This window comes from Georgenia thermotolerans (assembly GCF_009193185.1).
Lineage (GTDB): Bacteria > Actinomycetota > Actinomycetes > Actinomycetales > Actinomycetaceae > Georgenia > Georgenia thermotolerans.
Map to the genome: position 1 here is coordinate 1 of NZ_VUKF01000011.1, position 13629 is coordinate 13629.

At 73.2% G+C, this 13629-nt stretch carries 13 protein-coding genes, 3 tRNA genes and 1 pseudogene; 12 read left to right on the forward strand and 5 right to left on the reverse strand.

Translation table 11 applies throughout. The features are described 5' to 3' along the window. Positions 1-1034: pseudogene (locus tag GD970_RS06755) on the reverse strand (GTPase domain-containing protein); the annotation flags it as partial. 137 nt (positions 1035-1171) lie between these two features. Between GD970_RS06755 and GD970_RS06760 the strand changes: the two are divergent. Next, positions 1172-1244: transfer RNA gene (locus GD970_RS06760), tRNA-Arg, on the forward strand. A gap of 33 nt (positions 1245-1277) precedes the next feature. On the opposite strand, the gene GD970_RS06765 is transcribed toward GD970_RS06760, so the two are convergent. Beyond that, positions 1278-1610 carry a DUF6221 family protein gene (locus GD970_RS06765; RefSeq protein WP_152202133.1) on the reverse strand — a complete coding sequence of 111 codons (333 nt, stop codon included), beginning with the start codon at positions 1608-1610 and terminating at the stop codon, positions 1278-1280. Between the two features lie 71 nt (positions 1611-1681). Between GD970_RS06765 and orn the strand changes: the two genes are divergently transcribed. Beyond that, entirely contained in the window at positions 1682-2353 is a 672-nt protein-coding gene (gene orn, locus GD970_RS06770) for an oligoribonuclease (RefSeq protein ID WP_152202134.1), read from the forward strand. Between the two features lie 102 nt (positions 2354-2455). Further along, positions 2456-2528, forward strand: a tRNA-His gene (locus tag GD970_RS06775). Between the two features lie 117 nt (positions 2529-2645). Here GD970_RS06775 and GD970_RS06780 read toward each other — a convergent pair. Continuing rightward, entirely contained in the window at positions 2646-3557 is a 912-nt protein-coding gene (locus GD970_RS06780) for an ATP-grasp domain-containing protein (RefSeq protein ID WP_152202135.1), read from the reverse strand. 323 nt (positions 3558-3880) lie between these two features. On the opposite strand from GD970_RS06780, the gene GD970_RS06785 reads away from it, so the two are divergent. The 6 genes from GD970_RS06785 (at position 3881) to GD970_RS06810 (ending at position 9224) form a co-directional block, all read left to right on the forward strand. Continuing rightward, positions 3881-4771: a MetQ/NlpA family ABC transporter substrate-binding protein gene (locus GD970_RS06785; RefSeq protein ID WP_152202136.1), complete on the forward strand. Its 891-nt coding sequence runs from the start codon at positions 3881-3883 to the stop codon at positions 4769-4771. A 92-nt stretch (positions 4772-4863) separates the two neighbouring features. Continuing rightward, positions 4864-5907 carry a methionine ABC transporter ATP-binding protein gene (locus tag GD970_RS06790; protein ID WP_152202137.1) on the forward strand — a complete coding sequence of 348 codons (1044 nt, stop codon included), beginning with the start codon at positions 4864-4866 and terminating at the stop codon, positions 5905-5907. Beyond that, a complete protein-coding gene (locus tag GD970_RS06795) occupies positions 5904-6566 on the forward strand; it encodes a methionine ABC transporter permease (protein ID WP_152202138.1) in 663 nt (220 codons plus the stop codon). The genes GD970_RS06790 and GD970_RS06795 overlap by 4 nt, the downstream gene beginning before the upstream one ends. A gap of 162 nt (positions 6567-6728) precedes the next feature. Beyond that, positions 6729-8291 (forward strand): acetaldehyde dehydrogenase ExaC, encoded by a 1563-nt coding sequence (gene exaC / locus GD970_RS06800; RefSeq protein ID WP_152202139.1) that lies wholly within the window; start codon positions 6729-6731, stop codon positions 8289-8291. Positions 8292-8398: 107 nt separating this feature from the next. Then, a complete protein-coding gene (locus tag GD970_RS06805) occupies positions 8399-8971 on the forward strand; it encodes a DUF779 domain-containing protein (RefSeq protein WP_152202140.1) in 573 nt (190 codons plus the stop codon). A 180-nt stretch (positions 8972-9151) separates the two neighbouring features. Next, positions 9152-9224 (forward strand) — tRNA-Lys (locus tag GD970_RS06810). Positions 9225-9325: 101 nt separating this feature from the next. Here GD970_RS06810 and GD970_RS06815 read toward each other — a convergent pair. Next, a complete protein-coding gene (locus GD970_RS06815; protein ID WP_152202141.1) occupies positions 9326-9826 on the reverse strand; it encodes a hypothetical protein in 501 nt (166 codons plus the stop codon). Positions 9827-10048: 222 nt separating this feature from the next. Here GD970_RS06815 and GD970_RS06820 point away from each other — a divergent pair, with 222 nt between their 5' ends. The 3 genes from GD970_RS06820 to bcp all read left to right on the forward strand — a co-directional run bounded on the left by GD970_RS06820 (position 10049) and on the right by bcp (position 12035). Continuing rightward, entirely contained in the window at positions 10049-10900 is an 852-nt protein-coding gene (locus GD970_RS06820) for an ABC transporter permease (protein WP_226925204.1), read from the forward strand. Positions 10901-11046: 146 nt separating this feature from the next. Beyond that, positions 11047-11544, forward strand: a complete 498-nt coding sequence (locus tag GD970_RS06825) for a peroxiredoxin (protein WP_152202142.1) — start codon at positions 11047-11049, stop codon at positions 11542-11544. A gap of 14 nt (positions 11545-11558) precedes the next feature. After that, positions 11559-12035 carry a thioredoxin-dependent thiol peroxidase gene (bcp, locus tag GD970_RS06830; protein WP_152202143.1) on the forward strand — a complete coding sequence of 159 codons (477 nt, stop codon included), beginning with the start codon at positions 11559-11561 and terminating at the stop codon, positions 12033-12035. A gap of 5 nt (positions 12036-12040) precedes the next feature. On the opposite strand, the gene GD970_RS06835 is transcribed toward bcp, so the two are convergent. Then, positions 12041-13597, reverse strand: a complete 1557-nt coding sequence (locus GD970_RS06835) for a hypothetical protein (RefSeq protein WP_152202144.1) — start codon at positions 13595-13597, stop codon at positions 12041-12043. Positions 13598-13629: the final 32 nt, after the last annotated feature.

Sequence of the window (13629 nt, forward strand, 5' to 3'; positions counted from 1 at the left end):
AGCGGGCCACCGGAGGAGGCGGCGGCGAGCCACCGGGTGGTGGGCGCGCCGGCCGCGGCGCGCCCCTCGCGCAGGGCGCCGAGGACCGCCGTGACGGCGGCGTCCGGGGCCCGCTCGGTGCCCGCGCGCAGCGCCGCGAGCGCCTCGACCTGGTCGTCCGCGCCGGTGGCGAGGGCGAAGAGCTCCTCGCGCAACGAGGCCCAGCCGCGCCGGGTGGTGCGCCGCACGACGCCGACCGACTGCGGGCGCCGGGCGACCAGCCGCAGCCAGCCGCCCAGCTCGGCGACCCGCTCGGCGGGGAGCGGGCCCTCGTGCGGGCCCACGTCGGGGATGAGGAACAGCGGGGCGGAGCCCAGGCCGAGCCCGTCCATCCGGGCGAGCAGGTCGGCCCGCACCGGTGCCAGCACGCCGGCGGGCACCCGGTTGAGGACGACCGCGGTGGTGATCCCGCGGGACTCGGCCTCGGTCAGGGTGCGCCACGGGATGGCGTCGCCGTAGCGGGCCGCGGTGGTGACGAACACCCACAGGTCGGCCGTCTCGAGCAGCTGGACCCCGAGGGCGCGGTTGGGCGCGTGGACCGAGTCCAGGTCGGGGGCGTCGAGGAGGGCCAGCCCCTCCGGCACGCCGTCGTGCACGACCACCTCGGCGAGCTCGGCGAGCGGCTGGCCCTGCACGGCCGGGGCGTCGGCGGGGTGGACGGCGACGACGGGCCGGCGGGTGGTGGGGCGCAGCACGCCCGCCGCGCTCACCTCGGCGCCGACGACGGAGTTGAGCAGCGTGGACTTGCCCGCGCCGCTGGACCCGCCGAGCACGACGACGGCCGGGGCGGTGGGTTGCTGCAGGCGCGGCAGCAGCCGCGTGCCGAGCTGGGTGAGGACCTGCTCGCGCAGCGCGCGCAGGTCGGCCGCGCCGGGCAGGTCCAGCGGGAAGCGCGTGCGGGCGACCTCGGCCTCGAGGTCGGCCAGGACGTCGCTGCGCGGGGCCGGCGCCTCGGGCGGGTCCACCTCGGTGGTCACATCAGGCTGGGCGGTCACGACGCCCATTGTCGGATACGCCCGCGCCGGGGCCGGTCAACCGGGCCCGGCGCGGCCCGGACCGGGCGGGGATCGGGGCCTGGGTCACGCCCGCCGAGGCCTGAGGGGACCCTGGTGTTCGCTAATCTGAGGTGTCTGCCCTCGTAGCTCAATGGATAGAGCAACGGCCTTCTAATCCGTAGGTTGCAGGTTCGAGTCCTGCCGGGGGCGCTCGTGGCGCGCCCGCGCCATCCCGCCATCCCGTCAGACGACGTGGTGGCCGCCCCTGCCCGGCGCCCACTCGGCCCGGTAGTCCGGGTGCCCGTCCCAGACGGCCGCCAGCACCCGCACGGTCGGGCACGGGTACCCGTGCGTGGTGTCGGCCACGTTGCCGCACACCAGGCACCCGTCGAAGCCCCAGATGTCGTCGGCCCGCTGGTGCAGGCCCAGGACCGTCCGCACCGCGGCGCACTCGGCCCGCACCCGCGCCGGGTCGTGCCAGCCGCGCGGCCGCCGTGCGTCGTCGTCGCCGCCGTCCCGGCCGGCGGCCGCCTCCTCCTCGGCGAGCCGGGCCAGGAGGAACTCTGTGATGCCCACGCCCCCATGCTGCCCGGCTCGCGGGCAGCGCACCCGCGGGCGGGACGGCGCCGCGCGACTACCCTGGGCGGGTGAGCCGTAACAGTGCACCTCAGGACGCCATCGTCTGGATCGACTGCGAGATGACCGGGCTGGACCTCACGAGGGACGCCCTCATCGAGGTCGCGGTCGTCGTGACGGACTCCGAGCTGCGCCCGCTGGACGCCGGGATCGACGTGATCATCGCCCCGACGCCCGGGTCGGTCGAGAACATGGCCGACGTGGTGCGCACCATGCACACCAGCTCCGGCCTGCTCGAGGAGCTGCCCGACGGGCTCACGATGGAGGAGGCCCAGCGGCGCGTCGTCGACTACGTCAAGCGGTGGGTGCCCGAGCCGCGCAAGGCGCCGCTGGCCGGCAACTCGGTCGGCACGGACCGCACCTTCCTCGCCCGGGACATGCCCGAGCTCGTCGATCACCTGCACTACCGGATCATCGACGTCTCCTCCGTCAAGGAGCTCGCGCGCCGCTGGTACCCGCGGGCGTACTTCCAGTCCCCCGCCAAGAACGGCGGCCACCGGGCCCTGGCGGACATCCTCGAGTCGATCGACGAGCTGCGGTACTACCGCGCCGTCCTCTTCCCCGCCGGCGACGGGCCGGACACCGCCTCCGCGCGGGCCGCGGCGGCGGAGGTCACCGCCACGTCGTCGGCGCTGGCCATCGCCAGGCTCAGCCAGGCGCAGGACGACGCCGCCCGGGCCTGACCGCCGGGACGTGAGCCAGACCACCGCGCGACGGTTCGGGGGCCCGTCAAGCATCCGGTATGCTTGACGACTGCTGCGGCCGGACAGCCGCGGCGGTTCTTGGTGGGTATAGCTCAGCTGGTAGAGCGCCTGGTTGTGGTCCAGGAGGTCGCGGGTTCAAGCCCCGTTACTCACCCCGCACGCGAGGGGCGGGTCCGTCACGGACCCGCCCCTCGTCGCATCGTGCACCGGCCGGGCGTCGTCGCCCGGCGCGCCGGCCGCCGTCGCCCCCGGGGGACGACGGCGGCGTCCGTCACCAGAACGCGCGCACCGCGATGGCGTCGGCGAAGTTGTCCACGGCACCCGGGGTGGTGGACAGGTACAGCGAGGCGTCCACGAGGGAGACCTCCATGACGCTCATCGACCCGTTGGGCCCCTCGACGACGTCGATGCGGCAGAACGTCAGCTGCTCGTCGCGGCCCAGGCGGCTCTTGATGTAGGAGTGGATCGCGCCCCGGACCTCCTCGCCCAGGCGCCACTCGGCGTCGGTCGCCTGCCGGGCGCGGGCCCTCTCGTGCGGGACCTCCCCGGGCTGGTACGGGCCGTGGAGCATGGCCTCCTTCTCCACGGCGTGGGAGACGAGGCCGTTCATGTAGATCAGCGCCGTCTCGCCGCGCTTGTCCACCGACTCCAGGTAGCGCTGCACCATGACGCTGCGGCCCTGGGCGAGCAGCTCCGCCGCGTGGTTGATGGCCGACATGCGCGAGTAGCCGTCCACCGCGGTGTAGCGCCCGGCGTCCTGCGCGCCGGAGGAGATGGCGGGCTTGACCACGAAGTCGCCGCCGGCCGGGAACCGGGTGTGCAGCTGGTGCTTGCTGAGCTTCTGCTCCGGCTCGAGCCAGAGCGTGGGGATCATCGGCATGCCGCGGTGGGCCAGCTCGATCATGTAGTGCTTGTCGGTGTTCCACCGCAGCACGTCGGGGTGGTTGACGATCTTCGGCACCGACTCGGCCCACCGGAGGAACTCCTCGCGGTGGCTGGCGTAGTCGTGCACCGAGCGCAGGACGACGAGTCCGGCGGCGGACCAGTCGACGTCCGGGTCGTTCCAGACGGCGATGCGGGGTTCGATGCCGCGCGCGGCGAGGGCGTCGGGCAGAGCGGCGTCGTCCTCGTCGAGGTTCGGCAGCGCTGCACAGGTGGCGAGGGTCACGATGGGCTTGGACACCGGGCAAACGTATCGCGCGCCGTCGCCGCCCTGCCGCGAAGGAACGGCGCCACCCGGCCCCGTCCCGGCCCGGACCGGGCGGCGGCCGCACCCCGGCGGCCGCGGAGGGACCTGGTTCACAGCGGGAACCGTCCGTCTCATGGGCGGCGTGAGATGCCTCTCAGGGTGGTCACGGTCGGTCCAGATCCTGAGAAACTCGATGTCCGAAGTCGCTCGCGCCGACACACCGGACGACGCTTGACGTCAATGACGCCCGCTGGGGCGCCCCTCCCCCACACGCCGGACCGACCTGCGCGGGCCCGGACACGAACGAAGGACCACGGATGAAGAACCCCCTGCGCCGGGCCGCCGCCCTGGCGGCGTCGGCCGTCCTCGCCCTCACGCTGGCCGCCTGCGGTGGCGGCGCCAACGCCGACGCCGCGAAGGGCAGCGAGGACAACCCGGTCAAGATCGGCGTCGTCGGCTCCTCCGACCCCCAGTGGCCGGTCTTCAAGGACCTCGCCGAGAAGGAGGGGATCTACGTCGACATCCAGAACTTCTCGGACTACAACCAGCCCAACCCCGCCCTCGCGGACGGCGACCTGGACCTCAACCAGTTCCAGCACATCCTGTACCTGGCCCAGTACAACGAGGCCGACAACCAGGACCTCACCCCGATCGGGGCGACGGCCGTGTACCCGCTGGGCCTGTACTCCCAGAAGCACACGTCCGTCGAGGAGATCCCCCAGGGCGGGGAGATCGCCATCCCCAACGACGTGACCAACCAGGCCCGGGCGCTCTTCGTGCTGCAGGAGGCCGGGCTCATCACGCTCAAGGACGGCGCGGGCGTCGTGCCCCAGCCGGCCGACATCGACGCGGCGGCCTCCAAGGTCAAGGTCACCCCGGTGGACGCGAACCAGACAGTCGTCGCGCTGGACTCGGTGGACGCCTCCGTCGTCAACAACGACTTCCTCAAGGACGCCGGCCTGGACGCCAACGACGCGCTGTTCGCCGACAGCGCCGAGTCCGAGGGGGCGCGCCCGTACATCAACGTCTGGGTCTCGCGGGCCGAGGACGCCGACAACCCGACCTACACCAAGCTCGTCGAGCTCTTCCACGACCCGTCCGTGACCGAGGCGGTCAAGGACGCCTCGGGCGGCACGGCCTCCATCGCGGACCAGCCGGCCAGCGAGCTGCAGGACATCCTCACGGAGGTCCAGGGCAGCCTGAAGTGACCCCGGCGTCAGGGCCGACGGCGGGCGCGTCCCGCCGTCGGCCCTGACCCGTCGGCCGCCCCGACCACCACGACGACCAGGACTAACACCGCATGAGCGAGATCATCCGCCTCGAGGGCGTGCACAAGAGCTTCGGCGAGGGGCCGGGGGCCGTGCACGCCGTCGAGGACGTCACCCTGTCCATCGACCGGGGCGAGATCTTCGGGGTCATCGGCTACTCCGGCGCCGGCAAGTCGACGCTCGTGCGGCTGATCAACGGCCTGGAGACCGTCACCTCGGGACGGCTGGTGGTCGACGGCGCCGAGATCTCGGCCATGCGCGAGAAGCAGCTGCGGGAGGTGCGCCCCGAGATCGGGATGATCTTCCAGCAGTTCAACCTCTTCCCCTCCAAGACGGTCGCCGAGAACGTGGCCTACCCGTTGCGCGTGGCCGGCTGGGACAAGGCCCGGCGCGAGGCCCGGGTGGCCGAGCTGCTGTCCTTCGTGGGCCTGGCGGACAAGGCCCGCGCCCGCCCCACCCAGCTCTCGGGCGGGCAGAAGCAGCGCGTGGGCATCGCCCGGGCGCTGGCCAGCGAGCCGAAGATCCTCCTCGCCGACGAGGCCACGTCCGCCCTCGACCCCGAGACCACCCGCGACATCCTCGGGCTGCTGCGCCGCGTCAACGCCGAGCTGGGCATCACGATCGTCGTCATCACCCACGAGATGGACGTCGTCAAGTACCTGTGCCGCCGGGTGGCCGTCATGGAGCGCGGCCGCGTGGTCGAGCTGGGCGAGGTCTACGACGTCTTCTCCCGCCCCCGCCAGGACGTCACCCGCCGCTTCGTCGGCACCTCCCTGCGCGACCGCCCCAGCCCGGAGGTGCTGGCGCGGCTGGCCGCCACCCACCCCGGGACCCTGGTCACCGTGGGCATCCAGGAGGACACCGGCTCCTCCGCGCGGCTCATGCGCACCCTCGGCGAGCACGAGGTCGACGGCGCCATCGTCTACGGCGGCATCACCGAGATCGGCGAGCGGCCCTTCGGCTCCCTGACCCTGGCCCTGACCGGGGAGGACGAGGCCATCCGGCGGGCGCTGGCCGACCTGGGCGGGTACACGACCGTGCAGGAGTACCCCGAGCTCGAGGAGCTGAAGCGATGAAGTTCGACTGGGCGGAGAACTGGCCCCAGTTCGCCGAGGCCTTCGGGCAGACGATCTACATCGTCGCCATCGCCATGGGCGTCGGCGGCATCGTCGGGCTCGTGCTCGGCCTGGCGCTGTACACCACCCGCCGGGGCGGGCTGCTGCAGAACACGGCCGTGTTCACCGTGCTCAACGTGCTGGTGAACTTCATCCGGCCCATCCCCTTCGTCATCTTCCTCACCGCCGTCGGGCCGGTCACGATCGCCATCACCGGCTCGCGCATCGGCACCGAGGCGTTCATCGTGCCGGCGGCGATCATGGCCTCGTTCGCCACCTCCCGGATCGTCGAGCAGAACCTCGTCGCCCTCGACCGCGGCATGATCGAGGCCGCCCGCTCCATGGGCGCCTCGCCGCTGCGAATCATCTTCACCGTCGTCATCCCCGAGGCGCTCGCCCCGCTGATCCTCGGCTACACCTTCATCTTCGTCGCGGTGGTCGACATGTCCGCGCTGGCCGGCCTCGTCGGCGGCGGCGGCCTCGGTGACTTCGCGCTGACCCAGGGCTACCAGCGCTTCGACTGGGCAGTCACCTGGATCACCGTGCTGGTCATAGTCGCGCTCGTGCAGGTGGTGCAGTTCGTGGGCAACTCCCTGGCCCGGCGGGTGCTGCACCGCTGACGAGCGCCGTCCGACGCCCCTACCGGATACCACTATTCGGACGGCGCAAACTCACCTAAGGTCGCAAGGGCCGGCTCGACGAGGAGCCGGGGCCTCGCTCACCGCCGAGCCGGGGCCGAAACGGGCTCAGCGACGAGCCGCGGACGACAGGGAGAGCACGGTATGACCCTTCAGGCCGAGAGCAGCACCACGACCGAGACCTCCGGCACCACCTACGCGGCCCCCGGCACCGAGGGCGCCGTCATGAGCTACGAGAAGCGCTACGACAACTACATCGGCGGCGAGTGGGTGCCGCCGGTCAAGGGCCAGTACTTCGGCAACCCCAGCCCGGTCACCGGCGAGGTGTTCTGCGAGGTGGCCCGCGGCACCGCCGAGGACATCGAGCTCGCCCTGGACGCCGCGCACAAGGCCGCGCCGGCGTGGGGGAAGACCTCCGCCGCCGAGCGGGCGCGGGTCCTCAACCTCATCGCCGACCGGATCGAGGAGAACCGCGAGAAGCTCGCCGTCGCCGAGACCTGGGACAACGGCAAGCCGGTGCGCGAGACCCTCGCCGCCGACATCCCGCTCGCCGTCGACCACTTCCGCTACTTCGCCGGGGCGATCCGCGCCCAGGAGGGCTCGATCTCCCAGCTCGACGACGACACCGTCGCCTATCACTTCCACGAGCCGCTGGGCGTCGTCGGGCAGATCATTCCCTGGAACTTCCCCATCCTCATGGCCACGTGGAAGCTCGCGCCCGCGCTGGCCGCCGGCAACGCCGTCGTGCTCAAGCCCGCCGAGCAGACCCCGGCGTCGATCCTCTACCTCATGACCCTCATCGGGGACCTGCTGCCCGCCGGGGTGCTCAACGTGGTCAACGGCTTCGGCACCGAGGCCGGCCGGCCGCTGGCCTCCTCCCCGCGCATCCGCAAGATCGCCTTCACCGGCGAGACCACCACGGGCCGGCTGATCATGCAGTACGCCTCCCAGAACCTCATCCCGGTCACGCTCGAGCTGGGCGGGAAGTCCCCGAACATCTTCTTCGACGACGTCATGCGCGCCGACGACGGCTTCCGCGACAAGGCGCTCGAGGGCTTCACGATGTTCGCGTTCAACCAGGGCGAGGTGTGCACGTGCCCCTCGCGTGCCCTCATCCACGAGTCGATCTACGACGAGTTCATCGACCTGGCGATCGCGCGCACCCGGGCGGTCAAGCGGGGCAACCCGCTCAACACCGAGACGATGATCGGCGCCCAGGCGTCCTCGGACCAGTTCGAGAAGATCCGCAGCTACCTCGACATCGGCAAGCAGGAGGGCGCCGAGGTGCTCATCGGCGGCGAGGTCGACTCCGTCGAGGGCATCGCGGGCGGCTTCTACATCCAGCCCACGGTGTTCAAGGGCGAGAACTCCATGCGGATCTTCCAGGAGGAGATCTTCGGGCCGGTGCTGGCCGTGACGACGTTCAAGGACTACGACGACGCGATCCGCATCGCCAACGACACCCTGTACGGGCTGGGCGCCGGCGTGTGGTCGCGCGACATCGACGTCGCCTACCGGGCCGGCCGGGACATCCAGGCCGGGCGGGTGTGGACGAACACCTACCACCAGTACCCCGCGCACGCGGCCTTCGGCGGGTACAAGAACTCGGGGGTGGGCCGCGAGAACCACCTGATGATGCTCGAGCACTACCAGCAGACCAAGAACCTGCTGGTCTCCTACGCCGCCGGCGCGCAGGGGTTCTTCTAACCGGCTGCGGGTGCCGGGCGCCCGGGGCCTCGTCCACGCCCCGGGCGCCCGGCACCCGTCAGTCCCGGCCGGACACCTCGGCAGAGACCCGATCGGAGGGGACGACGATGTCCACGACGGAACACCCGGCCGCCGCCGGGATGCCGGCCCCCGCGGCCGACGCACCGCCCGAGCCGCGCGTGGTGGCCCTGCCGGCGGCGATGGAGCTGCTGCGCACGCTGCGCGAGCGGCACGGGCCGCTGATGATGCACCAGTCCGGGGGCTGCTGCGACGGCTCGTCGCCGATGTGCTACCCCCAGGGCGAGTTCCTCGTGGGCGACCGGGACGTGCTGCTCGGGGTGCTCGACCTGCGCCTGGAGGTCGGCGAGGTGCGCGCTGACGCACCCAGCGATGCGGACGGGGTGCCGGTGTGGATCTCCGGCCCGCAGTTCGACCTGTGGCAGCACACCCAGCTCGTCCTCGACGTCGTCCCCGGCCGCGGGGCGGGCTTCAGCCTCGAGAGCCCGGAGGGGGTGCGCTTCCTCACCCGCTCGCGCGTCTTCACCGCCGCCGAGGCCGCCGCGCTGTCGGCCGCCGGCGTCCTCACCGGCGCCGCCTGGGAGGACGGCGCCCGGCCCGCGGCACCCGGCCGGCCCCAGGTGGTGGCGACCGTGGCGGAGGCCTGCGCCTTCCCGCGCTGAGCGGGGCGGCCGCCGGCGGGCGGCCACGGGATCCGGGGTGGCGGGGTCGCGGCCCAGGTCAGCCGCGGGGCGCCGCTGTGCCGGATGTCACGCCCCGGCGCCGGGCCCCGGCTTTGAGGGCCCGCGACCCGTGCGCTAAAGTCATATCTCGCGCCGGGATGCCACGCGGCAAGGCGCCGAGCACCGCTAGCTCAATTGGCAGAGCAACTGACTCTTAATCAGTGGGTTCTGGGTTCGAGTCCCAGGCGGTGTACAGACGGTCCCCGTCCTGCTGTGCAGGGCGGGGATTTTTCGTGCGGCCGACGCCCGGGATCGTTCGTGCGGCCGACGCCCGGGATCGCGAGCCGGCCGCAATCACTTCAGCGCGACGGCGACGGCGGCCCACGTCTCCGCGTCGACCTCGCCGCGCGCCCGCGCCAGCACCGCTCCCCCACGATCGACGACCAGGGCGTGCACCTCCTCCGTCGACGGGATCTGCAGCCGCCGTCGGAACGCGGAGACGTCGGTGAAGACGGTGATCGTGCGGGCGAGAACCTCCGGGTCGCGGCTGGAGGCGACCATCCCGCCCTCGATGAAGCGGCGCGCCGGCTTCCACCCGATCGACAGCACCGCCAGCTCGACGACGGCGACGGGCATGGGTCTCGGCGCGCCGTGCGGGGTGGACGGCACGCCGCCCGCCACCGCCCGGGAGAGCCAGCCGTCGACCACCGGCTGCTGCCAGCGCTGGAAGGCCACTAGCACCAGGGTCCGCTCGGCCGGCAGCCCGGCCGGCAGGGCCACCGGCTCGCCGAGCAGCGAGCGCCCCTCGAGCGCGGGGAAAGACGGGATCCGTGCCGCAGCCTGCTGGGTGCTCATCGCGCCTCCGTCGGTGCTCGTCCCCACGGCGTCCTCGCCGTGCGCCAAGGGTGCCGCGTGCTGGGCGTCCGCGCCACGCACAACGCCGTCTGCCCTTGGGGGCCGCGCGCCCGGTGCGGCGGCCCGGGGCGCCGGCGGTGCGCGCCTCCCGCGCCGCGACGTACCGTAGCGGGGCGCTCCTCGGCACCGGCGTGGTGTGAGCCGCCGCAGGGAGGAGGCCTCGTGAATTCCGCGGAGATCGCCCTGCTCGTGCGCACCGCGGTCGGCCTGGCCGTGCTCGTGGCCCTGACCATCGGGCTGCAGCACTGGCGGCGGTTGCCGCTCGGGGTGCGTCCCCTCACGGCCGTGCTGCGCGCGACGCTGCAGCTCGGCGTCATCGCCCTGGTGCTGCGCGGCGTGTTCACCTTCCCCGCGCTCGTCGTCGCGTTCGTCGCCCTCATGCTCACGACGGCGTCCCTCACCTCCGGCGCCCGCCTGCACGAGCTGTGGGCCGGGCGCCGGGCGGCCCTGGCCGGGGTGCTCGCGGGCGGCCTCGCCGCCACCGGCCTCGTCCTGGCGCTGGGCCTGGTGCCCTTCGACGCGCGCAACATCGTCGCCGTCGGCGGGATCCTCATCGGCAACTCCATGTCCGCCGCCACCCTGTCGGGGCGCAACTTCCGGACCATGGCCCTGGCCCGCTCCGGCGAGGTGGAGGGCTGGCTCGCCCTTGGCGCCCCGCCGGGCACCGCCTTTGCCGACATCGCCCGCCGCGCCGTCCACGAGGCGCTGCTGCCCACCATCGACCAGACCCGCTCCACCGGCCTGGTGACCCTGCCCGGGGCGTTCGTCGGCGCGCTGTTCGGCGGCGCCAACCCGGTCGAGGCGGCCCGGTTCCAGCTCGTCGTGCTGGCGGGGATCATGCTGACCCAGACCATCACGGGGCTGACCGTTGTCCGGATCCTGTCTGCCGCGCCGGTCCTACCCGCGGCGACTGTCGCGCCCGCGGCCGTGCCCACGCCCCGTTCCCCGAGGGAGCCGCACCTAGGGCCCCACCGCATCCGCGCGCCGCACCGCCCGCACGCCCACGACGGCTGACGCCGCCGCCCGCGCACGCCCGGGATGCCACCCCGGCCACGATCGGAATGGCGGTCTGGTTCCCGCCTCCCCGCCGGGCATAACCGTCGAACTATGTCCGATGGTGCGAAGATGATGGCGACCCGCCCGACGACCTGGAGCCGAAGATGACCCGTCTGCAGCCGGCCACGCTAGCCCCCGACTTCACCCTGCCGGTCGCCGGCGGCGGCGAGGTCTCCCTCGCCGACCTCCTGGCCCGCGGCGACCGCGGCGTGATCGTCTACTTCTATCCCAAGGCCGCCACACCCGGCTGCACCACCGAGGCCTGCGACTTCCGGGACAACCTCGCCGCCCTGAGCGGCGCCGGCTACGCCGTCGTGGGCATCTCGGCCGACCCGCTCGAGGACCTCGAGGCCTTCGCCGCCGACCAGCACCTCACCTTCCCGCTCGCCTCCGACCGCGACCACGCCGTCGCCGAGGCGTACGGCACGTGGGGGCCGGTGACCTTCGGCGGGCGCACCTTCGACGCCGTCCACCGCTCCACTTTCGTGGTCAACCCGGACGGCACGCTGCGCAGCGCCCAGTACGACGTCGACCCCGTCGGCCACGTCGCCGCGCTGCGCCGCGACCTCGGGATCGACCAGCCCGCCCCCACCCAGTCCTAGAAACGGAGCCCCTCGTGCCGCGTCTCGAACCAGGCGACCTCGCCCCGGACTTCACCCTGCCCACCGCCGACGGCGGGGAGGTCTCCCTCGCCGACCTGCGCAAGTCCGCCGACCAGGGCGTCGTCGTGTACTTCTACCCCGCCGCCGCCACCCCCGGGTGCACCAAGGAGGCGTGCGACTTCCGCGACAGCCTCGCCTCCCTCCAGGGCGCCGGCTACGCCGTCGTCGGCGTCTCGCCCGACGGCGTGGAGAAGCTCGCGAAGTTCGCCGCCGACGAGGCCCTGACCTTCCCCCTGGCCTCGGACACCGAGCACCAGGTGCTGGAGGCCTACGGCGCCTGGGGCGAGAAGAAGAACTACGGGCGCACCTACACCGGGGTCATCCGCTCCACCGTCGTGGTGGGCGCGGACGGCGCGGTCACCCTGGCGCAGTACAACGTCAAGGCCACCGGGCACGTCGCCCGGCTGCGCAAGCTGCTCGGGGTGGACTGACCCGATCAGTCCGACGGCGGCGGCCGGGTCGGCGTGGTCGAGCTCCGGTCCGGGCCGCCCCTGGGCGGCCCGTCCGTGCCCTCGGCGTTGGGGGGCCCGTCGGTGCCTTCTGCCGGGCCGGCCGCCTCGGCCGAAGCCGTCCCACCCGTCGGGCCAGTCTCCTCCGCGGCCCCCGTCGCACCGGCCTGACCGGCGGCAGCCCCGGTCGACGCCTCCGCCATGGCGGGCTGCGCCGGCGGGTTGCTGAACACCTCGGCGATCACCAGGAGCAGCCCGGCGATGACGACGACGAGGAGGACGGCGCCCGGCGTCGGGCGGTCGAGGAGCAGGATGACCAGGGCGGCGAGGGCGACGACCACGACCCGGATGACGTGCCGGTACGTGGCGAGCGGTCCGCCCACGCGTTCGCCGGCGAGCCCGCCCGGCGTGCCGCGCAACCGGCGGATGCGGTCCGTGCCGGAGGCGAGCGCCCGGCGCAGGCCCACCGCCGCCGCCGAGGGGCCGGTCAGGTAGGCCAGGGCGGTGACGATCACCGCGACGACGAAGACGGTCCGTAGCCCCGTGCGCAGGAAGCGCACCAGCGTGTCGAACACCGCCGCGGCGGCCCCGCGCGGGAGCACGTCGGGGTTCACGGCCCCGAGGTAGACCGAGCGGACGAACATGATCGCCAGGGCGAGCACGATCATCGAGGCGGCCACGCCGAGCCCGACGCCGACCAGGGCTCGGCGGTGCCGCGGCGCGAGGAAGACGCCCGCCGCGAGCACGACGAGCGTGACGATCGGCAGCGCCGTCCCGAGGGTGCTCAGCACCGAGAAGGCCGTCTGCGCCGCCGCGACGTTCTGGGCGAGGGTGTCCGACTGGTAGATGACGAAGGACTTGTGAATCTCGGGAATCTGCCCGGCGATCGTGATGCCGCGGTCGACGAGGCGGGTCTTGACCAGGTCGATGAACGGGGCGAGGTCGACGCTGACGGTGCCGTTGCTCACCTGGACGGCCCCGCCCTGCTTGCCGGTGAGGAGGTTGACCAGCGCCTGGTGCGCGGCGCGGTTGGCCTCGACCCAGACCTGCGCGAACTGCGGGGAGGCGACGACGGTGTTGACCTGGGTGGTGAGGAACCCCTGGACCCCGCTGGTGATCGGCGCGGCGAGGCCCTCCACCTTCGCCTTGAGGGGCGCGGGCAGGTCGGTCTGGCCGGCGACGGCCGTCAGCGCCTGCGTGGTCACGCCCTGGACGTCGAGCGCGTCGAAGACCGCGGCGGTGATCTGGTCGGCCATCGCCTTCTGCAGCCCGGGGTTGTCGATGACCGGGGCAACCGTCTGGACGTAGGCGTCGGTGTCCGTCACCTGGGTGGCGAGCCACGTCGAGACCACGGACAGCGGCGCGAGGATGCAGCCCAGGATGACCACCAGCGTGGCACCGACGTTGCGGAGGCGGCCGGGATGCCGGCGCCGCGCCGGCGCGGCCACCCCGGCCGCCTGCTCGGTCCGGAGCGCGGCCACCTCGGCGCGCAGTCGCTCGAGCTCCCGACGCTCGTCTGCGCCGAGCTGGGACGTGGCGCTCATCGGCGTCGTCCTTCCTGGGCGTCAGCCGCCGG